This window comes from Micromonospora sp. NPDC049359, assembly GCF_044466585.1.
GTDB lineage: Bacteria > Actinomycetota > Actinomycetes > Mycobacteriales > Micromonosporaceae > Micromonospora.
The window spans coordinates 153,943-174,753 of sequence record NZ_JBITMW010000013.1; the positions used below are offsets into that span (position 1 = coordinate 153,943).

A 20,811-nucleotide genomic window follows, 5' to 3' on the forward strand; every position below is an offset into this window, starting at 1 on the left:
CGCTAGCAGCCGACGCGCCCACATCGTGCACCCACGCGGGGCGTGCCGCACACTTGTTCGGATCGGGTCCTCCCCCGGCGCGCCGCCGCTCACCGCCATAGGGTTTCCCTCATGTCGCAAGCCGGGATGAAGACCGAGAGCGAGAGCGTCGGCACCGTGGTCGTCGCGGGCGTCGCCAACCTCGCCATCGCGGTCGCCAAGCTGGTCGCCGGGCTGATCTCGGGGTCGGCCGCGATGCTGTCCGAGGCGGCGCACTCGGTCGCCGACACCACCACCGAGGTGCTGCTGTTTCAGGCGCTGCGCCGGGGCGCCCGGCCGGCCGACAAACGGCACCCCTTCGGGTACGGCAAGGAGAGCTACGTCTGGGCGTTCTTCGCCGCGATGTTCACCTTCGTGGCCGGCGCCGGTTTCGCCGTCACCCACGGCGTCACCACGATCCTCGTGCACGAGCACAGCGGCGACTACCTCGTGTCGTACATCGTGCTGGCGGTCTCGTTCGTCATCGAGTCGATCTCGCTGGCCCGGGCCGTGCGGCAGGTCCGGCGCGAGTCCGAGCGCTGGCAGACCACCCCGCGACGGTTCCTGCGGCTCACCGCCGACACCACCGTCAAGGCCGTCTTCCTGGAGGACAGCGCGGCCCTGATCGGCCTGGTGCTCGCGGGGCTCGGCGTCGGCCTGTCGCACGCCACCGGCGACGAGGTGTGGGACGGCGTCGCGTCGATCCTCATCGGCCTGCTGCTGCTGACCGTCGCCGGGATCCTCGCCAGCAACAACCTGTCGCTGCTGGTCGGCCGGGCCGTCCCGGAGCGGCTGCGTCGCGAGATCGAGCAGGAACTGGCCGGCCTGCCCGAGGTGGAACGCATCGACACCCTGCTGACCATGCAGCTCGGCCCGGACGACATCCTCGTCGCCGCGAAGGTCGACTTCCGCGACGAGGCCACCGGCGCGCAGATCGAGACCACGGCCGACGAGGCCGAGCGGCGGCTCACCGAGCGCTACCCGGAGATCCGGTTCGTCTTCCTCGACCCGACCCGCTCACTGCCGGGCGCCACCGGCACCGCCCGCCACACCCAGGCCGCGCCGCCCGCCTCCCCCGGCGACGAGCGGACCTGAACCCGAGCGGCGTCGCACCCGGTCGCGGTCCGCCGCGCCCGCGCGGCTAGCGTGCCCGTCATGGTGCGATGGCGTACGGGGACGGTGGCGGCGCTGCGACGGCAGTGGACCGGGGCGGTGGAACTCGACGTCGACCTGCCCGACGGCACGCGCATGCGGGCGCTGGCCTATCCCGAGCTGGTCGGCACGCCCGAGCCCGGCGACCGGGTGCTGCTCAACGCCGGCGCGCTGCTGATGGGGCTGGGCACCGGCGGGTACGCCCTCGTGGTGGCGGTGCCGGACCGGCTGCCCCCGGACCCGCCGGACGCCGGCGACACCCGCGACGCCGGGCACCTGGTCAAGGCCCGCTACACGCCGTTGCAGCCGATCCTGCTCGGTGTCGACGAGGAGGCGTCCCCGCACCGGGCCATGCTGGCCGACGCCGACGACCTGGGCGGCCTGCCCGTGGTCACCGCCGACCTGCACTCGGCGTTGCCGGCGATCCTGGCCGGCATCCGGGCCGACGCCCCTCGGGCGCGGGTCGCGTACCTGCTCACCGACGGTGGCGCGCTGCCGGCCTGGTTCTCCCGCACCCTGGCCGGGCTGCGCGACGAGCTGGTCGGGACGATCACCGTCGGGCAGGCGTTCGGCGGTGACCTCGAGGCCACCACCCTGCACGGCGGTCTGCTCGCCGCCCACCACGTGCTGCGCGCCGACGTGGCGATCGTGGCGCAGGGCCCCGGCAACCTGGGCACCGGCACCCGGTGGGGCTTCTCCGGTGTCGCCGTCGGTGAGGCGGTCAACGCGATCGCCACGCTCGGCGGGCGGCCGGTCGGCTCGCTGCGCATCTCCGACGCCGACCCCCGCCCCCGGCACAACGGGGTGTCGCACCACAGCCTCACCGCGTACGGCCGGGTGGCGCTCGCCCCGGCGGAGTTGGTGGTGCCCGACGGCCTGGACCCGGCCCTGGCCGCCGAGGTCGACGCCGCCCTGGCGCCGCTGGCGGCCCGGCACCGGATCGTGCAGGTGCCCACCGCCGGCCTCGACGCCGCGCTGCGCGCCAGCCCCGTCCCCCTGTCCACCATGGGCCGCCCCCTGGACGCCGACCACGCCTACTTCCTGGCAGCAGCAGCCGCCGGCCGCCAAGCCACCACCCACCTCCCCTAACCCCAACCCCACCCCACCCCACCCCACCCCCACCCCCGGTGATCAAGAGGTTTGCGTCAGAATCCGGCGCGATATTGACGCGAACCTCTTGATCACCGGGGGCAATCGGTGGGGTTAGCGGATCACGGGGCGTTGGTCTCGGGGTAGGGCCTCGATGAGTTCTCGGGGCAGGTTGAGGGTGTCGGCGCTGACCTCGGGCGGGGTGTTCGCCATCCACTGGGTCAGCGAGACGGACTCGAACCGGGGCTTGCGGAACATCTCCAGGAACACCAGCGGCTCGGTGCCGAGGTTCTCGATGTAGTGGCCGTAGGCGAACGGCACGTACCCGACGTCACCGGCGCGCATGTCGAAGGTGCCGGCCACGCCCTGACTGGCGAACACGCCCATCCGACCGTGGCCAGACAGGTAGTACTGCCACTCGTCGTCGGTGGGGTGCCAGTGCAGTTCCCGCATCCCGCCCGGATCCACCTCGACCAGCGCGGCGCAGATCGTGGTGGCCGCGGCGAACTGGGTGACGTCGGCGATGCGGACCTGCCCGCCCGGGAACCGCTGCGGCTGCTGGGCGAGCAGCCGGTGACTGAGGCTGCGGGGCACGTCCCCGGTCGGGCTGACGACGCGGTCCTGGTCCAGCGGCGGCGGCACCTGCCCGGCGAAGATGTACTTTTCCCGCTCGGGGATCGAGTCGAGCTGATCGAGCCGCCACCCGAAGTTCTTGGCCAGCACCTCCTTCGGGGTGTGCGCGAAGAAGTCGCTGATCAGGAACGTGCCGTTCTCGGTGAACGCGCCGTCGTCGAAGACCAGCAGGAACTCCACACCCTCGTCGAGCGCCTGGATGTGGTGCGGCACCCCCTGCGGGAAGAACCACAGGTCGCCGGCGCGTACGTCGTCGAGGAAGTTGCGGCCCTCCTGGTCGACGGCGCTGATCCGGGCGCTGCCACGCGACACGTACGCCCACTCGGACTGCTTGTGCCAGTGCAGCTCCCGGTACCCGCCCGGTTCCAGCGCCATGTCCACGCCACTGAGCTCGGTGGCGATGGGCAACTCCCGTACGGTCACCTCCCGGGTCCATCCGCCGCGCTGCACCCGGGTGTGCGCGTCCGAGAAGGAGAACCGCAGGTTCGGCAGCGTGCCCGCGTCCGTGCTCGGTGGAGTCAACAGATCGGGGTTCTGCCGGTCGCGGACCACGTCGCGTGGCCCGGGGTCCACCCAGCCCTCACCGTCGCGTTCGGGCTGGGGCACCGTCGGGTCGTTCATGATCGCCTCCCGCGTCGTCGCGTCCTCGCGCCGCCGGCCCACTGGGCGGCAGGACGGCCCGCGACGGCGACGGCCAGCGGATACCCGGTGGGGCGACCCGGCCGGGCCAACCCCTGGCCCCGACGGGTCAGCACGTCCGACACCGCGCGGGGCAGCGATCACCGGACACCGTGCGCGACCGCGCGGGGCGGGGATCACCGGCACACCACGCGCGACCGCGCGGGGCGGGATCAGGAGAGGAAGATCAGGGCGAGCCAGCCGCCCACGATGAGCGCCAGCGCCACGGCCAGCACCCAGGTCGGCACGGTGTACTCGCCGCGCCGGTTGCGGTCGATCTCGGCGCGGATCTTCTCCCGCCGGCGCTCGACCCAGTTCTGCCGCGCGTCGCCGCGCTCGGAGGGGTCGGATGGTCCAGAAGTCGTCATGGCGCGCCCAGCCTACCGGTCGTGCCGGCCCCGTCGGCGTACACCACCGTCGGGGCCGGCGGACCCGTCACATGCTGGCGATCAGCCGCTCCACCCGCTCGTCGTACGCCCGGAACGGGTCCTTGCAGAGCACGGTGCGTTGCGCCTGGTCGTTGAGCTTCAGGTGCACCCAGTCGACGGTGAAGTCGCGCCGCTTCTCCTGGGCGTGCCGGATGAACTCGCCGCGCAGCCGCGCCCGGGTGGTCTGCGGCGGAGTCTCCTTGGCCTCGAAGATCTCCGGGTCGGTGGCCACCCGGTCCACCTCGCCGCGGCGCTCCAACAGCCCGTAGAGGCCCCGGCCACGGCGCACGTCGTGGTACGCCAGGTCCATCTGCGCCACCCGGGGGTGCGACAACGGCAGGTCGTGCTTGCGCTGGTACCGCTCGATCAGCCGCAGCTTGCTGACCCAGTCGATCTCCCGCGAGACCGGCTCCAGGTCACCGCTCTCCACCGCGTTGAGCACCCGGCCCCACAACTCGACCACCCGCTTGGCGGCCTGGTCGCCGCCGCGCCGCTCGACGAACTCGGTGGCCTTGGCCAGGTACTCCTGCTGGATGTCCAGCGCGCTCACCTCCTTGCCGGAGGCCAGGCGCACCTTGCGGCGGCCGGTGATGTCGTGCGACACCTCGCGGATCGCCCGGATCGGGTTCTCCAGCGACAGGTCCCGCATGACCACGCCGGCCTCGATCATCCGCAGCACGATGTCGGCCGTGCCGACCTTGAGCAGCGTGGTGACCTCGTTCATGTTCGAGTCACCGACGATGACGTGCAGGCGCCGGTAGCGCTCGGCGTCGGCGTGCGGCTCGTCGCGCGTGTTGATGATCGGGCGACTGCGGGTGGTCGCCGACGAGACGCCCTCCCAGATGTGCTCGGCCCGCTGCGAGAGGCAGTAGACCGCGCCGCGCGGGGTCTGCAGCACCTTGCCGGCCCCACAGATCAACTGCCGGGTCACCAGGAACGGGATGAGCACGTCGGCGAGCCGGCCGAACTCCCCGTGCCGGGAGACCAGGTAGTTCTCGTGGCAGCCGTACGAGTTGCCGGCCGAGTCGGTGTTGTTCTTGAACAGGTAGATCTCACCTGCGATGCCCTCGTCGTGCAGCCGCTTCTCCGCGTCGACGAGCAGCCCTTCCAGGATCCGCTCGCCGGCCCGGTCGTGGGCCACCAGGTCGGTCACCGAGTCGCACTCCGGTGTCGCGTACTCCGGGTGCGACCCGACGTCCAGGTAGAGACGGGCCCCATTGCGCAGGAACACGTTGCTCGACCGACCCCAGGACACGACGCGCCGGAACAGATACCGCGCGACCTCGTCCGGGGACAGCCTCCGCTGCCCGCGATAGGTGCAGGTGACGCCGTACTCGGTCTCGAGGCCGAAGATTCGCCGCTCCATGATGAGACATTAGCCGCCCAGAGGCCCGGTTCGTCACTGTCACACCACAGGTCGTGCCCGAGGGATGGTCACATACCGGCTGAGTGCGACATTCCGTCGGGTCCGAGGCTGGCCACGAACCGCCGGCAGGCCTCGTACTCCGGAAGCAGGCCGCTCTCGCGGGCCTGCGCGAGGGTCGGCGCGGCGTCGTCGCGCGCGGACAGCAGCGCCGTGTCGGCGGGCCACTCGATGCCCAGTTCCTCGTCGAGCGGGTGCACCGCGTGCTCGCCGGTCGGGTTGTACGTGGCCGAGCAGAGGTAGCTCAGTGTCGCGTCGTCGGTCAGCGCGCAGAACCCGTGCCCCAGGCCCTCGCTGAGGTAGACGGCCCGCCGGTCGGTGTCGTCCAACCGGACGCCCTCCCAACGGCCGAAGGTCGGTGAGCCGACCCGCAGGTCGACGATCACGTCGAGGACCGCTCCGCGCACGCAGGTCACGTACTTCGCCTGCCCAGGAGGTACGTCGGCGAAGTGGATGCCGCGCACCACGCCGCGCGCGGAGACCGACAGGTTGGCCTGGGCGAGGCGCAGCGGGTGCCCCGCCGCCTCGGCGAGCTTGTCGAAGCGGTACCACTCCATGAACATGCCGCGCGGGTCGCCGTGCTGCTGGGGGCTGATCTCCCAGGCGCCCTCGATGCTCAGCTCGCGGATCTTCACCAGGACACCCCGTTGCCGTCCAGCAGGCCGAGCAGGTAGTCGCCGTACCCGCTCTTGGTCAGCGGTGCGGCCAGCGCACGCAGCTGGTTGTCGTCGATCAGGCCGGCCCGCCAGGCCACCTCCTCGACACAACCGATCTTGAGGCCCTGCCGCTCCTCGACCACCCGGACGAACTCGGCGGCCTGCATCATTGAGGTGAACGTGCCGGTGTCCAGCCACGCGGTGCCGCGATCGAGCACCGTCACCGACAGCTCGCCGGTCTCCCGGTACACCTCGTTGACGGCGGTGATCTCCAGCTCGCCGCGAGCGCTCGGGGTGAGCTTGCGGGCGATGTCGACCACCCGATTGTCGTAGAAGTACAGGCCGGGTACCGCGTAGCGGGACTTCGGCCGGGCCGGCTTCTCCTCGATCGAGAGCACCCGGCCGTCGGCGTCGAAGTCGACCACGCCGTACTCCTGGGGGTTGGCGACCTGGTAGGCGAAGACCCGGCCGCCGACAGGGTCACCGTGGTCGGCGAGCTGCCGTCCCAGCCCCACGCCGTGGAAGATGTTGTCGCCGAGGATCAGCGCCACCGACTCGTCGCCGATGAAGTCCGCGCCGAGGATGAACGCCTGCGCGATGCCCTCCGGGCGCGCCTGGGCGGCGTACTCCAGCCGCAGCCCGAACTGGCTGCCGTCGCCGAGCAGCCGGCGGAACTGGTCCTGGTCCTCCGGTGTCGTGATCACCAGGATCTCCCGGACCCCGGACATCACCAGAGTAGAGAGCGGATAGTAGATCATCGGTTTGTCGAAGACCGGCATCAGTTGCTTGGACACCGCGCGGGTGATCGGCCACAGTCGGGATCCGGTACCGCCGGCAAGGAGGATTCCACGCACCGGCGAAGCCTACCGGCACGGCTACGGAACGTGCGTGGGGGTCGCGTCCCACGTCCGCCGACGAACGTCGCGTACACTTCCGAACCCGTGAGGATCCTCGTCACCGGCGGAGCCGGATTCATCGGGTCGGAGTACGTTCGACTGTTGCTGGGCAAGCCCCTGGGCAACGCTGAGGGCGTACCCCCGCTCGAACCGGCGGTCGTGACCGTGCTCGACAAGTTGACCTACTCGGGCAACCGGGCCAACCTCGACCCGGTCCGCGACGACCCTCGCCTGCGGTTCGTGCAGGGTGACATCTGCGACCCGGTCGTGGTCGACGAGGTCGTCGCCGACCACGACGTGATCGTGCACTTCGCCGCCGAGTCGCACGTCGACCGCTCGATCGCCGGCGCCGCGCCGTTCGTCACCACCAACGTGCTGGGCACCCAGACGCTGCTCGACGCGGCGCTACGCCACGGCACCGGCCGGTTCGTGCACGTCTCCACCGACGAGGTGTACGGCTCCATCGACGAGGGTTCCTGGACCGAGACCTGGCCCCTCGCCCCGAACTCCCCGTACTCGGCGTCCAAGGCCGGCTCCGACCTGCTCGCCCTGGCCTACCACCGCACCCACGGCATGGACGTGGTCGTCACCCGCTGCTCCAACAACTACGGTCCGTACCAGTTCCCGGAGAAGGTCATCCCGCTGTTCGTGACCAACCTGCTCGACGGCGGGACGGTTCCGCTGTACGGCGACGGCGGCAACATCCGCGACTGGCTGCACGTGCACGACCACTGCCGGGGCATCGCGCTGGTCCAGCAGAAGGGTCGCGCCGGCGAGGTCTACAACATCGGCGGCGGCACCGAGCTGACCAACAAGGAGCTGACCGGCCGGCTGCTGGACGCCTGCGGCGCTGACTGGGACCGCGTCGTGCCCGTCGCCGACCGCAAGGGCCACGACCGCCGGTACTCCCTCGACATCAGCAAGATCAGCGAAGAGCTGGGCTACCAGCCCAGCGTCACCCTCGACGACGGCCTCGCCGAAACCGTGCGCTGGTACCAGGAGAACCGGGCCTGGTGGGAGCCGCTGAAGTCGGCCCCCACCGCATGACCCGACTACTCGTCACCGGCGCCGGAGGGATGCTCGGCCGGGACCTGGTCACCGTCCTGGAGACCCGGCCCGACCTGAAGGTCACCGCCGCCGCCCGTACCGACCTGGACATCACCGACCCCGCTGCGGTCCGCACCGCCGTCGCCGGACACGACGTCGTGATCAACGCCGCCGCGTGGACCAACGTCGACGGCGCGGAAGCCGACGAGACGGCGGCCACCGCCGTCAACGGCCACGGCGTGGCGAACCTCGCGGCGGCGTGCGCCACCAGCGGCACCCGGTTAGTTCAGGTCTCCACCGACTACGTCCTCGCCGGCGACGCCGACTCCCCCTACCCGGAGGACGCGCCGACCGCGCCCGTCAACGCGTACGGGCGCGGCAAGCTGGTCGGCGAGCAGGCCGTCGCCCGCCTGCTGCCGGACACCGGGTACGTCGTCCGCACCGCGTGGCTGTACGGCGCGCACGGGCCGAACTTCGTGGCGACCATGCTGCGGCTGGCCGGCCAACGCGAGCACCTCGACGTGGTCGACGACCAGCACGGGCAGCCCACCTGGTCGTACCGTCTCGCCGAGCGACTGGTCGCGCTCGCCGACGCCGCCCTGGACGGTCGCGCCGCTCCCGGCGTCTACCACGGCACCTGCGCCGGCCAGACCACCTGGTACGGGCTGGCCCGTGCCGCGTTCACCCTGGCCGGTCTGGACCCGGACCGGATCCGACCCACCACGAGCGACAGGTATCCTCGTCCCGCCCCCCGTCCGGCGTACAGTGTGCTAGGGCACAGCCGCTGGGCGGCCGCGGGTCTGCCGCCGCTTCCGGATTGGCATTCCACCCTGGTTGACGCGTTCCACTCCCCCGCTCCACCCGCCCCGTGGAAGGTCGCATGAAGCTCACCCTCGTCACCGGCCTGACCGGCCTGATACTGCTGGCCACGATCGTCGAGCTGCTGCGTCGCCGGCAGCTCCGCGAGAAGTACGGCATGCTCTGGCTCTGCGTCCTGGTGATCGTCATTCCCCTGTCGCTCTTCCCCCGCCTGCTGGACAACGTCGCCGAGCTGCTCGGCGTCCAGTCCGGCGTGAGCCTCGTGCTCTTCCTCGGCATCGTCTTCCTGCTGCTGGTCTGCGTGCACCTCAGCTGGGAGGTCAGCGCCCTGGAGGAAGAGACCCGGACCCTGGCAGAAGACTTCGCCCTGCTCCGCGCCGAGATCGACGCGGACCGGGCGGCCCGAGACGAACTGGTGTCGCACGATGGTTAACGGCAAGCGGGTCCTGATCATCATCCCCGCGCTCAACGAGTCCGGCTCCATCGCCGACGTCGTCGGCGAGGTCCGCGGCGAACTGCCCGGCGTCGACGTGCTCGTGGTCGACGACGGCTCCACCGACCGCACCGCCGCCGTCGCCTCCGCCGCCGGCGCCCGGGTCGCGAAACTCCCGTACAACCTCGGTGTCGGCGGCGCCATGCGGGTGGGGTACCGGTACGCCCGCGATCACGACTACGACGTGGCCATCCAGATCGACGCGGACGGCCAGCACGACCCGCGGTACGTGCCCAAGCTCGTCGACCTGCTCGACGAGACCGACCTGGTGATCGGCGCCCGGTTCGCCGGCGAGGGCGACTACAACGTCCGCGGCCCCCGCCGCTGGGCCATGGTCATGCTCTCCGGCGTGCTGTCCCGCGTCGCCCGCACCAAGCTCACCGACACCACCTCCGGGTTCCGGGCCGCCAACCGCCGGGTGATCGACATGTTCGCCACCTGGTATCCCGTGGAATACCTGGGTGACACGGTCGAGACGCTCGTGCACACCGCCCGGCGGGGCTACACCATCCGCCAGGTGCCGGTGGCGATGCGCAAGCGGATGGCCGGCACCCCCAGCCACTCCCCGGCCAAGGCCATGATCTACCTCGGTCGGGCCTTCGCCGTCCTCACGTTGGCGCTCATTCGCCGGTGATCCGGCGACTGCTGAGTCTGGTCCCACCGGGCACCGTCGCCGTCGGCGCCGGCCTGGCCCTGCTGGGGCTCGCCTCCTACGTCCACCTGGCCGTCGCCGGGCACAGCCTCACCGCGGCCGACTACTCGTCGCTCGCGGCGCTCTGGACGATCGTCTTCACCTTCGGCATCGGCCTGTTCATGCCCGTCGAACAGGAGGTCGCCCGGCTCGTCGCCGGCCGGCGCAGCCAGGGCCTACCCCCCGGACCGGTACTGGCCCGAGGGGCGGCCCTGGCCGCCGGTCTGCTCGCCGCCGTGGTCGCGCTGATCATCGCCGCCCGCGGGCCGCTCACCGACCGGTTCTTCGCCGGCGACGGCACCATGGTCGCCGTCCTGATCGGGTCCCTCGCCGCGCTCGCCGTCGCGCACACCACTCGCGGCGTGCTCTCCGGCCTGCAACTGTTCCCCTGGTACGGCACCCAACTCGGCGTTGACGGCGGCCTGCGCATCGCCCTCGTCGCCCTGCTCGGCCTGACCGGCGTCACCTCCCCCGTCTGGTTCGGCGCGGTGCTGATCGCCGCCCCGCTGATCGGCGTGGCGATCACCGCCCCACCCGTGCTCCGGGCCGTCGGCGGCGGCGTCCCCGTCGCCTGGGCCGCGTTCCTGCGCGGCCTCGGCCTGCTCATCACGTCCAGCCTGCTCTCCCAGGTCGTCGTCAACATCGGCGTGATCAACGTGAAGGTGCTGGACCCCTCCGACGTGGCCACCGCCGGCGCGCTGCTCTCCGCGCTGGTGCTCGTCCGGATCCCACTGTTCGTCTTCGCCTCGCTCCAGGCGTCCCTGCTACCCGGCCTCGCCACCTCCGCCGCGACCGGCGACCGTACGGCCTTCAACAGCCTCCTGCGGCGGGCCCTGGGCATCGTCACCGCGCTCGGCCTCACCGGGGCTGTGCTCGCCGTCCTGCTCGGCCCGTGGCTGGTGCGGACCCTCTTCGACACGCCCGACGTCCTCGGCCACGGTGACTTCGCCTGGCTCGCCGTGGCCACCCTCGCCTACCTCTGGGCGATGGTCCTCGGTCAGGCGCTGCTCGCCCTCGACCGGCACCGGGCCCAGGCCGTCGCCTGGGCCGTGGGCGTGGCCGCGCTCGTCGCCGCCACCCTCGCGCCGGTGGCCACCGCGCTGCGGGTCGAACTCGGCTACGCCATCGGCTCCGTCGTGGTCGCCGCCACCATGGCCGCCCTGCTGCGCGGCACCCGATCCCCCGCGCCGGCCCCCACCCCCACCCACGAAGCCGTCGCACCCGGAGTAACCACCGCCCCCTGACCCACCACCCCACCCCACCCCAGCCCGGCCCAGCCCAGCCCGGCCCAGCCCAGCCCGGCCCAGCCCAGCCCGGCCCACTCCGGCCCGGCGATCTTGCAGTTTCTGTCGCGACCAATCGTCATCAAACTGACTTTTCGTCAACCGAAAGTGCAAGATCGGCGGGCTGGAGCGGGGCGGGGAACGCGTACGACGGGCGGCCCGGAAACCGGGCCGCCCGCCGTGTGCGCGTACGGAACTACTTGCCGTCCGCCGGCTTGTCCTCCAGGTCGGCCGAGCCCGCCGACGTCGTCGGCTTGTGCGCCTCCGTGGTCGGCTGCGCCGGCGTGTCCGGCCCACCCGCCTCGGCCGGCTCCTCCGCCGCCGCGACATCACCGTCGAGCAGCGCCGTCAGCGCCGCCCCCGTGATCCGCCGGAACGTACGCCCCACCCGCTGACGGTCCAGCACCGCCACCTCAAGCTGGTTCGCGGCGATCGTACGGGCCGCGCCACCCTCACCGCCGACGGTGCTCAACGCCTGCACCGCAACCCGGACGGCCTCACCGAGGGACATGTCCGCCCGGTGCTGCGACTTCAACACACCGGTGATCGCCTCGGCCTGGCCGCCCATCGCCATCCGGCCCGGCTCGTCGTTGACCGACCCGTCGTACGTGAGCCGGTACAGCTCGTCGTCGTCCGGGGTCGCCCCGACCTCCGCCACACAGATCTCCACCTCGAAGGGCTTCGACTGCTCGGTGAAGATCGCGCCGAGCGTCTGCGCGAACGCGTTGGCGAGGGCGCGTCCGGTCACGTCACGCCGGTCGTAGCTGAGGCCGTTCAGGTCGGCCATCCGCACACCCGCGCGGCGCAGGTTCTCGAACTCGTTGTACCGGCCGACCGCGGCGAAGCCGATCCGGTCATAGATCTCACTGACCTTGTGCAGGGCGCTGGAGAGGTTCTCCGCGACGAAGAGCACCCCGCCGGAGTAGCTCAGGACCACCGCGCTGCGACCCCGGGCGATGCCCTTGCGGGCCAGCTCGGAGCGGTCGCGCATGATCTGTTCGGGCGAGGCGTAGAACTGCATGGCCACGGCGGCGGTTCTCCTTACGGCGCTTGCTGACGACTGCTGACTGGTGGGGGTGGACGGCGCTCAGCCGCCCGGATTCTCCATCCGACCGGCGACCACACCCTCGGCGATCGCCGCCGTCTCGGTGTCGGTCAACCGGCGGGTGCCCTCGGCGGTAGCGGTCATCACCACCGGATAGATCCGGCGGGTCAGGTCCGGACCGCCGGTCGCGGTGTCGTCGTCGGCCGCGTCGTAGAGCGCCTCGACCGCGAGCCGGGTCGCGTCCTCGAGAGACACGCCGGTCCGGAAACGCTTCTTGAGCGCCGACTTGGCGAAGAGCGAGCCGGAGCCGATGGCGTCGTACCCGGTCTCCTCGTACGGGCCACCGGTCACGTCGAAGCTGAAGATCCGCCCGGCGCGCGCCGGGTCACTGGCGGCCAGGTCGAAGCCCGCGAACAGCGGGACCACGGCGAGGCCCTGCATGGCCGCGCCCAGGTTGCCCCGGATCATCGACGCCAACCGGTTGGCCTTGCCGTCGAGCGAGAGCATCGCGCCCTCGATCTTCTCGTAGTGCTCCAGTTCCACCTGGAACAGTCGCATCAGCTCGATGCCGATGCCCGCCGTGCCCGCGATCCCGACCAGCGAGTACGCGTCGGCGGGGTGCACCTTCTCGATGTCGCGCTGGGCGATCAGGTTGCCCATGGTGGCCCGTCGGTCGCCGGCCATCACCACGCCACCGGCGGCCGAGATGGCCACGATGGTGGTCGCGTGCGGCGCCAGGTCGGCGGCCATGCCCGGTGGGAGCGGCCGACGACCGGGCAGCATCTCGGGGGCCACCCGGCTCAGAAACGTGGTGAAGGAGGACGTCCCCGCGTTGGTGAACACATCTGGTAGACGCCCGGATGGATCAAAGCCCGCTGCCACGTGGTTCCTCTCAGGTACGTGATCGCCCTGGCCAGCCTCGTAGGACTGTCACGGAACTGGCCAAGACCACCGTTGCAGTTGAAGCAGAGTATCCCGCGCACCCATCCGGTGCGATGATCGTGGTCCAGATGTTGCGGGTCCGCGCCGCCACAGATCGCGCAGACCCCGTCCTGCTCGGCCAGGAGCTCCTGAAACTCCTTCTCCCCGATGCCGTAGCGCCGCTGGAGGTGGTACTCGCGACTGCCGCCATGCAGTCGGAGCCTGCTCTCCTTGCCCTTCTCGTTGTGGCAGGGCTTGCAGTATCGGCCGTAGCCGCTGCGGGCGGAGCGGTTACGCGGAAAGTCATCCAGGGGCTTTGTGACATCGCAGTCAGGGCACCTTCGATGCCCTTCCGGCACCGCGGGCAACTGCCGCACATCCCTGCCCTGCTGCTCCTTCACGCGCTTGGCATAGCTCGCCTTGGATCGAGCGTTGAAGCAGGGCTTGCAGTAGCTACCCCGACCCTCCGGCCGCTTGCTGTTCGCGCAGAATTGATCAAGGGGGAGCCACTCACCGCAGTCGCGGCAGCGGCGGTGGCCATCTTGGTCATTCAGAGGCATGTCCGTTTTGCCCGGCTATGCCCTATTCGCCCCCTTTCTGTACATAGCCCCTCACAAATTCTTCTGCGTTTTCCTCCAGGACGGAGTCGATCTCGTCGAGCAGGTCGTCGACGTCCTCGGTGATCTCGGCGTGCCGCTCGGCCACCTCGGGGTTGGCCTCGGTGGTGACGTCCTCGATTTCCTCGCCCTGGCGGGACTTGCCGGACTGCGACTGGCCGCCGCTGTCATGAGTGGCCATTGCTGCCTCCTCCACGATCGTCTGCGATGAACTTACCTCGCCAGGACGACGAAAAGCCCGCCGCGCGCCGGCTTGCGGCACACGGCGGGCATTCGGTTGGCGCGTTCAGCCGCCGGTCAGCGTCTCCAGCAGGTCCTTGGCGCTGGCGCAGCGATCGAACAGGGCTCCGACGTGGGCGCGGGTGCCCCGCTCCGGCTCCATCATCGGTACCCGGACCAGCGACTCCCGGCCCACGTCGAAGATCACCGAGTCCCAGCTCGCGGCGACCACCTCGGAGGCGTACTGCGCGAGGCAGCGGCCCCGGAAGTAGGCCCGGGTGTCCTCCGGTGGCTCGGTCATCGCGCTGCGGACCTCCTCGTCGGTGAGCAGCGTCTTCATCGCCCCACGGGAGACGAGCCGGTTGTAGAGGCCCTTCTCCGGGCGTACGTCGGAGTACTGCAGGTCGACGAGCTGGAGCTTGTGGGAGCCCCAGCCGAGCTTCTCCCGCTCCCGGTAGCCCTCCAGCAGCCGCAGCTTGGCCACCCAGTCCAACTCGTCCACGCAGAGCATCGGGTCGCGACCGAGCCGGTCCAGGACGCCCTCCCACCGGTCCAGCACGTCGGCGGTCTGCTCGTCGACGTCGGCGCCGTAGCGGTCGTCGACAAAGGACCGGACCCGTTCGAGGTACGCCCACTGCACGTCCAGGGCGGTCAGCCGGCGGCCGTCGCGCAACCGCATGAGGTGCGTGAGGGACGGGTCGTGGCTGACCGCGCGCAGTTCGCTGACCGGGTCGGCGATGCCGAGGTCGGCGCCGAGCGCCTTCTCCTCGATCATGGTGAGGATCAGCGCGGTGGTGCCCACCTTGAGGTAGGTGGAGATCTCGGAGAGGTTGGCGTCGCCGATGATGACGTGCAGCCGGCGGTACTTGTCGGCGTCGGCGTGCGGCTCGTCGCGGGTGTTGATGATCGGGCGTTTGAGGGTGGTCTCGAGGCCGACCTCGACCTCGAAGAAGTCGGCGCGCTGGGAGATCTGGAAGCCGCTCTGCCCGCCGTCCTGTCCGATGCCGACGCGGCCGGCGCCGCAGACGATCTGGCGGGTCACGAAGAAGGGCGTCAGGTACGCCACGATGTCGGCGAACGGGGTCTGCCGGCGCATCAGGTAGTTCTCGTGGGCGCCGTAGCTCGCGCCCTTGTTGTCGGTGTTGTTCTTGTAGAGGTGGATGGGCTGGCTGCCGGGGATGGTGGCGGCGCGGCGGGACGCCTCGGCCATCACCCGCTCGCCGGCCTTGTCCCAGCGCACGATGTCGCGGGGGGTGGTGACCTCGGGGGTGGAGTATTCGGGGTGCGCGTGGTCCACGTAGAGGCGTGCGCCATTGGTGAGTATCACGTTGGCCAGGCCCAGGTCCTCGTCGGCGAGGGCCTCGGCGGGGTCGTAGGCGGCGCCGGAGTAGGTGAAGCCGCGGGCGTCGCGCAGCGGCGACTCCTCTTCGTAGTCCCAGCGGGCGCGACCGCCCCGGTTGAGTTCGGGCCGGGCCCCGTAGGCGTTGACCACCTGGGACGAGGTGACCATCGGGTTGGCTCCGGCCTGGCCGGGCACGGAGATGCCGTACTCGACCTCGGTGCCCATGATCCGTCTTACGCTCATCGACCTACCCGCTTCGCTCGCCCGACCCGGTCCCCGTCATGTCGAGCGTAGTCCGACTGTTCGGGGTCGGGGGCGCGCCGGTGCGGGCGGGTCACGGGTGTCGCCCCGCGTCCCGCCCGCCGCGTTCAGTACTTGATGGTCATTGGAACGGTGGTGACCCGGCCGCGAAGATCCGGGTACTTGGTCAGCAGCTTGTCGACGCGTCGTTGCGCGACCGGGTCGCTGATCAGCAGACGGAGTGGGCCTCGGGTCGTACGCAGCATCATCCGGGTGCGCTCGGGCTCCTCGAACAACGTCGGCACATAGATCGCCTTTTCGGTCCGCCCGCTGGTGCCCTGCAGGGCGGAGAGACAGATCGACTCGACGTAACCGCGGTAGCCGGTCCGGTCGAGCACCACGGTGACGGTGCCCGGCTGCTCGGGGTAGCGGCGGTAGGCCGCGGCGCACACCTGGGCGAACCGCACCGGGTTGTCGACGTCGTGGTCGATCCAGCTCTGCGCCCAGTTCTGCTTGTCGACCACGAGCAGGCTGTGCCGCCAGCCGGTGAGCCCGCAGAGGACCACCACGGTGAGCACGGCCAGGGCGGCGGCAAGGGCGGAGACGGCGGCGCCGCGGGCACGGCGGCGGACCGCGCCGCCGGACGGGACGGGCAGCAGCACGACGAGGGCGGCGACGCCGACGAACAGGCCGACGGTGGCGAGGTGCACGCCCTTCATGAAGTAGTAGGCGGGCTGGATGCCGGTGAGGACGTTGGCCAGGGCGATGGCGAGGGCGAAGGCGACGGCTACCGCGATGGCGGCGAGGTGTCGGCGCCAGGCCCGGTCGGCGCGGCGGGCCTGGATCACGAGGCCGATCAGGACGATCGGGGTGAGGCCGAGCAGCGCCCGCCACGCCTCGGCGATTTCCGGGCCGGCCTTGGCGTCGAGGGCCTCGGTCTGGCCTGCGGCGAAGATCCCCAGCAGCATGGGCAGCGGCGCGAGCAGGGCGGTGACCAGGCCGACGGCGAGCACGGTCCGGCGGATGCGGAGCAACTCCCGGCGGTGCGCGATCAGCCAACCGAGCACCAGCAGCCCGGCCGGGGGGAGGAACAGGTAGTAGGTGAAGCCGATACCGATGAGCAGGGCGCCGAGCAGAACGAGTTGTTCCCGGTTGCCGGCGAGCGGGCGTACGACGAGTGCGGTCACCGCGACGGCGAGCGCGAGCCCCAGCGCCTCGCTGGGGTAGCCGGCGATCAGCAGCCGGGGCAGCTGGCTGCCGAGGACGAGGGCGCCCACGACGACGGTCAGGACGACCCGGTGCAGCGGGTGCAGGGGGCCGGGAAGCCGTTGGGCGGCCCAGAAGAGGGTGAGCGCGAGCAGGCCGAAGGTGGCGAGACACCACCACCCGTAGTGGCTGAGGCTGCTCGCGCCGCTCGGGGTGCCGGTGGCGGAGCGCAGGTGCGCGTCGAGCACGGCGGCGTTGAGGTGCCAGCCCTGCGGGTAGCGGACGAGCAGGGAGACGATGTCCTCGCGGGCGGCGGCGGGGTCGAGGAAGACGTACCCGCCGAGCCGTCCGATGGCGTCGACGAGGGCGACGTGGCGGAAGTTGTCCTCGCCCAGGGCGAGCAGGCTGAGACGGCCGGCGAGGCGGCCGGCCCGCAGCCAGGGCGACGCGAAATAGCCGACGATGGCGACGGTGGCGACGACGGGCAGCAGGTCGGTCCAGCCGGGCCGGGGCAGGGTGGGGCGTCGGCCGGTCGCCGCGGCGATGAGGGCGAGGACGGTGAGCGCGGTACCGCTGACCGCGACGGGGTGCAGCCCCCAGGGCCAGAGGGTGAAGAGCAGCCCGGCGGCGGTGGTGACGCCGACGAGCAGCAGCATGGCGAGCACGAGCCGGTCGAGCAGGGTGCGGCCGCCGCGGAGCAGGCTGGCCGTGGCCAGCAGCACCAGCGGGGGCAGCAGCCAGGCCAGGTGCAGGGGGTACGCCACCGCGGGTACCAGCCAGGCGACCGCCAGCGCGACGAGCAGCGCGCGGTACGGGCGGGCGGGGGGCGGGGTCCGCTGGTCGACCGCAGGGCGTGCCGGCGGGTCGGTGACGGTGAGTTCGGACGGCACGCGGATCCTCGACGTTTCGCAGGGTTGGAAGCGCCACAGCGTACCGGTTCGGGTGGGCGGGCGTGGGCCGGTGTGACGAGCGGGGCCCGGGACGCGTCGCGTCTCGGGCCCCGCTGGTGTCAGCGCCTACCTACAGGTACTGGCCGGTGTTGCTGGCGGTCTCGATGGACCGGCCGGCCTCGGTGCCCTTGCCGCCGGAGACGAGCGTACGGATGTAGACGATCCGTTCGCCCTTCTTGCCGGAGATGCGGGCCCAGTCGTCGGGGTTGGTGGTGTTGGGCAGGTCCTCGTTCTCGCGGAACTCGTCGACGCAGGCGTCGAGGAGGTGCTGCAGGCGTAGGCCCTTGCGACCGGAGGTGAGGAATTCCTTGATGGCCATCTTCTTGCTCCGGTCGACGATGTTCTGGATCATCGCGCCGGAGTTGAAGTCCTTGAAGTAGAGGACTTCCTTGTCACCGTTGGCGTAGGTGACCTCGAGGAAGCGGTTCTCCTCGGTCTCCGAGTACATCCGCAGAACGACGGCGTCGATCATCGCGGCCACCGTGGCCTGCGCGTCGGTGCCGTATTCGGCGAGGTCGTCCGGGTGCAGTGGCAGCCCGGAGAGGATGTACTTGGAGAAGATGTCCTTGGCCGCCTCGGCGTCCGGTCGCTCAATCTTGATCTTCACGTCGAGCCGGCCCGGGCGCAGGATCGCCGGGTCGATCATGTCTTCCCGGTTGGAGGCGCCGATGACGATGACGTTCTCCAGCCCCTCCACGCCGTCGATCTCGCTGAGCAGCTGCGGGACGATGGTGTTCTCCACGTCGGACGAGACGCCGGAGCCACGGGTCCGGAAGATCGAGTCCATCTCGTCGAAGAACACGATCACCGGGGTGCCCTCACCGGCCTTCTCCCGAGCCCGCTGGAAGATCAGCCGAATGTGCCGCTCGGTCTCGCCGACGTACTTGTTGAGCAGCTCCGGGCCCTTGATGTTCAGGAAGAAGCTGGTGTGCTTCTCCTTGCCCTGCCGCTCGGCGATCTTCTTGGCCAGGGAGTTGGCCACCGCCTTGGCGATCAGCGTCTTGCCGCAGCCGGGCGGTCCATAGAGCAGGATGCCCTTGGGCGGGCGGAGCTGGTGCTCACGGAACAGGTCCGCGTGCAGGAACGGCAGCTCCACCGCGTCGCGGATCTGCTCGATCTGGGACTGGAGGCCACCGATGTCGGAGTAGTCGACGTCCGGCACCTCCTCCAGGACCAGCTCCTCGACCTCGCTCTTCGGAATCCGCTCGTACGCGTACGCCGAGCGGGGCTCGATCATGAGCGAGTCGCCGGCCCGGATCGCCGAGCCGATGAGCGTCTCGGCGAGGTGCACGATGCGCTCCTCGTCGGAGTGGGAGACCACCAGCGCCCGGTCGCCCGGACCGCCGTTCGGCCCCTCCAGGATCTCCTTGAGCATCACCACCTCGCCGACCCGCTCGTACCCGAACGCGTCGACGATGTTGAGCGCGTCGTTGAGCAGGACCTCCTGGCCGCGCCGCAGCTCGGCCACGTCCAGCGAGGGCGAGACGGCGACCCGCAGTTTGCGGCCGCCGGTGAACACGTCCACGGTGCCGTCGTCGTGCTTGGCCAGGAAGACTCCGTAGCCACTTGGCGGCTGTGCGAGCCGGTCGATCTCCTCCTTGAGCGTGACGATCTGCGTGCGAGCTTCCTTGAGGGTGCTCACCAGCCGGTCGTTGTTCTCGGTCAGCCGCGCCAACTGTGCCTGGGTGGCCGCCAGCCGCTCTTCGAGCTGCCGGACGTGTCGGGGGCTTTCGGTCAACTTGCGCCGCACCAGGGCGAGTTCCTCCTGAAGGAACGCGACCTGCGTGGAGAGATCGTGGGCTTCCTTCTCCCACCGTGCGGCGCGCGAGTCCGCGTCGTCGCTGCGTGCTGCCACGTCCCACCTCCCCGGGGGGCTTGAACGTTCTGAGCTAACACTAGCCGCTATGAGCCCGATTCGGTCCCACGCAACACCCTCGTCACTGAACCTTGATCGCCAAGGGGTGGTCTGCGGGGTCGTTAACGGCGTTCGGGTACCGTCGGAGGCTGGTACGGGAGAACATGGGGGGTGCACCGGTGGCCGAGGTCGCGACCGACCAGTTGCAGGTCTGGGTGGACCAGGATCTCTGCACGGGCGATGGGCTTTGCGTGCAGTACGCGCCAGAGGTGTTCGAGTTCGACATCGACGGCCTGGCGTACGTCAAGGGCGCCGACGGTGAGCTGAGGTTGGCCCCGGGCAGCCGGGTCGACGTGCCCGAGCACCTGCGACTCGAAGTGATCGACTCCGCGAAGGAGTGCCCGGGCGACTGCATCCACGTGGTGCGCGGCGACGGCGTCGAGGTCGCCGGCCCGGACGCCGAGGACGACTGAACCGACGCCGCGCGGTCCGCGCGACGCCGGCCCCAACGGGGTACGCCTCAGAGCATCGGGCGGCCGACCACCGAGGCGACCAGCCGTGCGAACTCCTCCAGTCGGGCGATCTGCCCGGCCCCACCGTCGTCGAGGGTCTTGCCGAACCGCAGCGCGTCGTGCCGGGGCGTACCGGCCATCTCCTCGCTCGGCGGCGCCTCGTCCAGCGAGGTGAGCAGCAGGTAGACGTCGATGCTGTCGACCCGGATCTCGCCGCTGTCGGAGCGGTTCAGTCGCCGCCGGCAGCCCACCTCGGTGACCGTGGAGACGGGCACCACCCGCAGCGACGACGTCATCGAACCGGGCGGCCCCTCCCCCGGCGGCACGTCCTCGCCGTGCCAGAGGATCAGCCGGCTGCCGTCGCAGACGACGACCTCCTGCCACACCCCGTTGACCTCGTTGACGAAGCGTTCCAGGGTGAAGCCGAGCACCGAGGCGCCGCGCAGCACCCCGCCGAGCGCTTCCAGCGCGACGTCCGGGTCCCGCAGATAGGCGCGCGCCGCCGACTCCAGGTCCTGGTAGGGCGACCAGTCCGGAAACACGGCGGGCAGGTCGCCGCCGCCGTAACCCGGTCGGCTCATCGGGCCGCCTCCCCCCG

Annotated in this window: 21 protein-coding genes; 8 read left to right on the forward strand and 13 right to left on the reverse strand. The window is 70.9% G+C overall.

Annotation, left to right across the window (positions count from 1 at the left end):
* The first annotated feature begins 111 nt into the window (after positions 1–111).
* Together ACIBTX_RS26770 and ACIBTX_RS26775 are read left to right on the forward strand one after the other, a co-directional pair.
* Positions 112–1,113 (forward strand): cation diffusion facilitator family transporter, encoded by a 1,002-nt coding sequence (locus ACIBTX_RS26770; RefSeq protein ID WP_357119228.1) that lies wholly within the window; start codon positions 112–114, stop codon positions 1,111–1,113.
* 60 nt (positions 1,114–1,173) lie between these two features.
* Complete coding sequence (locus ACIBTX_RS26775) at positions 1,174–2,259, forward strand: DUF3866 family protein (RefSeq protein ID WP_357119231.1); 1,086 nt, start codon at positions 1,174–1,176, stop codon at positions 2,257–2,259.
* Between the two features lie 114 nt (positions 2,260–2,373).
* Here ACIBTX_RS26775 and ACIBTX_RS26780 read toward each other — a convergent pair whose 3' ends face one another.
* The 5 genes from ACIBTX_RS26780 to rfbA form a co-directional block, all read right to left on the reverse strand.
* Positions 2,374–3,513, reverse strand: a complete 1,140-nt coding sequence (locus ACIBTX_RS26780; protein WP_363661362.1) for an oxalate decarboxylase family bicupin — start codon at positions 3,511–3,513, stop codon at positions 2,374–2,376.
* Positions 3,514–3,743: 230 nt separating this feature from the next.
* Positions 3,744–3,938 carry a hypothetical protein gene (locus ACIBTX_RS26785; RefSeq protein WP_357119237.1) on the reverse strand — a complete coding sequence of 65 codons (195 nt, stop codon included), beginning with the start codon at positions 3,936–3,938 and terminating at the stop codon, positions 3,744–3,746.
* A 67-nt stretch (positions 3,939–4,005) separates the two neighbouring features.
* The gene (gene pafA / locus ACIBTX_RS26790; RefSeq protein ID WP_234581936.1) at positions 4,006–5,364 is read right to left on the reverse strand and encodes a Pup--protein ligase; all 1,359 of its coding nucleotides are present in this window, start codon (positions 5,362–5,364) and stop codon (positions 4,006–4,008) included.
* Positions 5,365–5,432: 68 nt separating this feature from the next.
* A complete protein-coding gene (gene rfbC, locus ACIBTX_RS26795) occupies positions 5,433–6,056 on the reverse strand; it encodes a dTDP-4-dehydrorhamnose 3,5-epimerase (RefSeq protein ID WP_396833145.1) in 624 nt (207 codons plus the stop codon).
* A complete protein-coding gene (rfbA, locus tag ACIBTX_RS26800) occupies positions 6,053–6,931 on the reverse strand; it encodes a glucose-1-phosphate thymidylyltransferase RfbA (RefSeq protein ID WP_363661360.1) in 879 nt (292 codons plus the stop codon). Before rfbA ends, rfbC begins: the two co-directional genes overlap by 4 nt.
* A gap of 87 nt (positions 6,932–7,018) precedes the next feature.
* Between rfbA and rfbB the strand changes: the two genes are divergently transcribed.
* Genes rfbB through ACIBTX_RS26825 form a run of 5 tightly spaced genes read left to right on the forward strand, consistent with a single transcriptional unit; the run spans position 7,019 to position 11,267 of the window.
* Complete coding sequence (gene rfbB / locus ACIBTX_RS26805; protein ID WP_357119247.1) at positions 7,019–8,020, forward strand: dTDP-glucose 4,6-dehydratase; 1,002 nt, start codon at positions 7,019–7,021, stop codon at positions 8,018–8,020.
* Entirely contained in the window at positions 8,017–8,904 is an 888-nt protein-coding gene (gene rfbD / locus ACIBTX_RS26810) for a dTDP-4-dehydrorhamnose reductase (protein ID WP_357119249.1), read from the forward strand. The genes rfbB and rfbD overlap by 4 nt, the downstream gene beginning before the upstream one ends.
* On the forward strand, positions 8,901–9,272 hold the full coding sequence (locus ACIBTX_RS26815; RefSeq protein ID WP_007459918.1) for a DUF2304 domain-containing protein: 372 nt from the start codon (positions 8,901–8,903) through the stop codon (positions 9,270–9,272). The genes rfbD and ACIBTX_RS26815 overlap by 4 nt, the downstream gene beginning before the upstream one ends.
* Positions 9,265–9,966, forward strand: coding sequence for a glycosyltransferase family 2 protein (locus ACIBTX_RS26820; RefSeq protein ID WP_357119253.1), 702 nt, complete (start codon positions 9,265–9,267; stop codon positions 9,964–9,966). Before ACIBTX_RS26815 ends, ACIBTX_RS26820 begins: the two co-directional genes overlap by 8 nt.
* Positions 9,963–11,267: a polysaccharide biosynthesis protein gene (locus ACIBTX_RS26825; protein ID WP_363661359.1), complete on the forward strand. Its 1,305-nt coding sequence runs from the start codon at positions 9,963–9,965 to the stop codon at positions 11,265–11,267. The genes ACIBTX_RS26820 and ACIBTX_RS26825 overlap by 4 nt, the downstream gene beginning before the upstream one ends.
* Positions 11,268–11,502: 235 nt before the next feature.
* On the opposite strand, the gene prcA is transcribed toward ACIBTX_RS26825, so the two are convergent.
* The 7 genes from prcA to arc all read right to left on the reverse strand — a co-directional run bounded on the left by prcA (position 11,503) and on the right by arc (position 19,701).
* Positions 11,503–12,333 carry a proteasome subunit alpha gene (gene prcA, locus ACIBTX_RS26830; protein WP_355053023.1) on the reverse strand — a complete coding sequence of 277 codons (831 nt, stop codon included), beginning with the start codon at positions 12,331–12,333 and terminating at the stop codon, positions 11,503–11,505.
* Between the two features lie 60 nt (positions 12,334–12,393).
* The gene (gene prcB / locus ACIBTX_RS26835; protein ID WP_357119261.1) at positions 12,394–13,233 is read right to left on the reverse strand and encodes a proteasome subunit beta; all 840 of its coding nucleotides are present in this window, start codon (positions 13,231–13,233) and stop codon (positions 12,394–12,396) included.
* Positions 13,152–13,673 (reverse strand): endonuclease VII domain-containing protein, encoded by a 522-nt coding sequence (locus ACIBTX_RS26840; protein WP_357119264.1) that lies wholly within the window; start codon positions 13,671–13,673, stop codon positions 13,152–13,154. Before ACIBTX_RS26840 ends, prcB begins: the two co-directional genes overlap by 82 nt.
* A gap of 181 nt (positions 13,674–13,854) precedes the next feature.
* Positions 13,855–14,070: a ubiquitin-like protein Pup gene (locus tag ACIBTX_RS26845; RefSeq protein WP_088948111.1), complete on the reverse strand. Its 216-nt coding sequence runs from the start codon at positions 14,068–14,070 to the stop codon at positions 13,855–13,857.
* Positions 14,071–14,175: 105 nt separating this feature from the next.
* Entirely contained in the window at positions 14,176–15,693 is a 1,518-nt protein-coding gene (dop, locus tag ACIBTX_RS26850) for a depupylase/deamidase Dop (protein ID WP_357170275.1), read from the reverse strand.
* A 125-nt stretch (positions 15,694–15,818) separates the two neighbouring features.
* The gene (locus ACIBTX_RS26855) at positions 15,819–17,786 is read right to left on the reverse strand and encodes a hypothetical protein (protein WP_357170272.1); all 1,968 of its coding nucleotides are present in this window, start codon (positions 17,784–17,786) and stop codon (positions 15,819–15,821) included.
* Between the two features lie 130 nt (positions 17,787–17,916).
* Complete coding sequence (gene arc, locus ACIBTX_RS26860; protein WP_396833146.1) at positions 17,917–19,701, reverse strand: proteasome ATPase; 1,785 nt, start codon at positions 19,699–19,701, stop codon at positions 17,917–17,919.
* Positions 19,702–19,880: 179 nt separating this feature from the next.
* Between arc and ACIBTX_RS26865 the strand changes: the two genes are divergently transcribed.
* The gene (locus ACIBTX_RS26865) at positions 19,881–20,174 is read left to right on the forward strand and encodes a ferredoxin (protein WP_357119276.1); all 294 of its coding nucleotides are present in this window, start codon (positions 19,881–19,883) and stop codon (positions 20,172–20,174) included.
* A gap of 47 nt (positions 20,175–20,221) precedes the next feature.
* Here the strand turns inward: ACIBTX_RS26865 and ACIBTX_RS26870 are convergent, their stop codons facing one another.
* Entirely contained in the window at positions 20,222–20,794 is a 573-nt protein-coding gene (locus ACIBTX_RS26870; protein WP_007459901.1) for a hypothetical protein, read from the reverse strand.
* Positions 20,795–20,811: the final 17 nt, after the last annotated feature.

Bases quoted from the DNA above. Each gene is read 5' to 3' on its own strand.
- ACIBTX_RS26770 (WP_357119228.1), top strand. From the start codon at position 112: ATGTCGCAAGCCGGGATGAAGACCGAGAGCGAGAGCGTCGGCACCGTG.
- ACIBTX_RS26775 (WP_357119231.1), top strand. From the start codon at position 1,174: ATGGTGCGATGGCGTACGGGGACGGTGGCGGCGCTGCGACGGCAGTGG.
- ACIBTX_RS26780 (WP_363661362.1), bottom strand. From the start codon at position 3,513: ATGAACGACCCGACGGTGCCCCAGCCCGAACGCGACGGTGAGGGCTGG.
- ACIBTX_RS26785 (WP_357119237.1), bottom strand. From the start codon at position 3,938: ATGACGACTTCTGGACCATCCGACCCCTCCGAGCGCGGCGACGCGCGG.
- pafA (WP_234581936.1), bottom strand. From the start codon at position 5,364: ATGGAGCGGCGAATCTTCGGCCTCGAGACCGAGTACGGCGTCACCTGC.
- rfbD (WP_357119249.1), top strand. From the start codon at position 8,017: ATGACCCGACTACTCGTCACCGGCGCCGGAGGGATGCTCGGCCGGGAC.
- ACIBTX_RS26815 (WP_007459918.1), top strand. From the start codon at position 8,901: ATGAAGCTCACCCTCGTCACCGGCCTGACCGGCCTGATACTGCTGGCC.
- ACIBTX_RS26820 (WP_357119253.1), top strand. From the start codon at position 9,265: ATGGTTAACGGCAAGCGGGTCCTGATCATCATCCCCGCGCTCAACGAG.
- ACIBTX_RS26845 (WP_088948111.1), bottom strand. From the start codon at position 14,070: ATGGCCACTCATGACAGCGGCGGCCAGTCGCAGTCCGGCAAGTCCCGC.
- dop (WP_357170275.1), bottom strand. From the start codon at position 15,693: ATGAGCGTAAGACGGATCATGGGCACCGAGGTCGAGTACGGCATCTCC.
- ACIBTX_RS26870 (WP_007459901.1), bottom strand. From the start codon at position 20,794: ATGAGCCGACCGGGTTACGGCGGCGGCGACCTGCCCGCCGTGTTTCCG.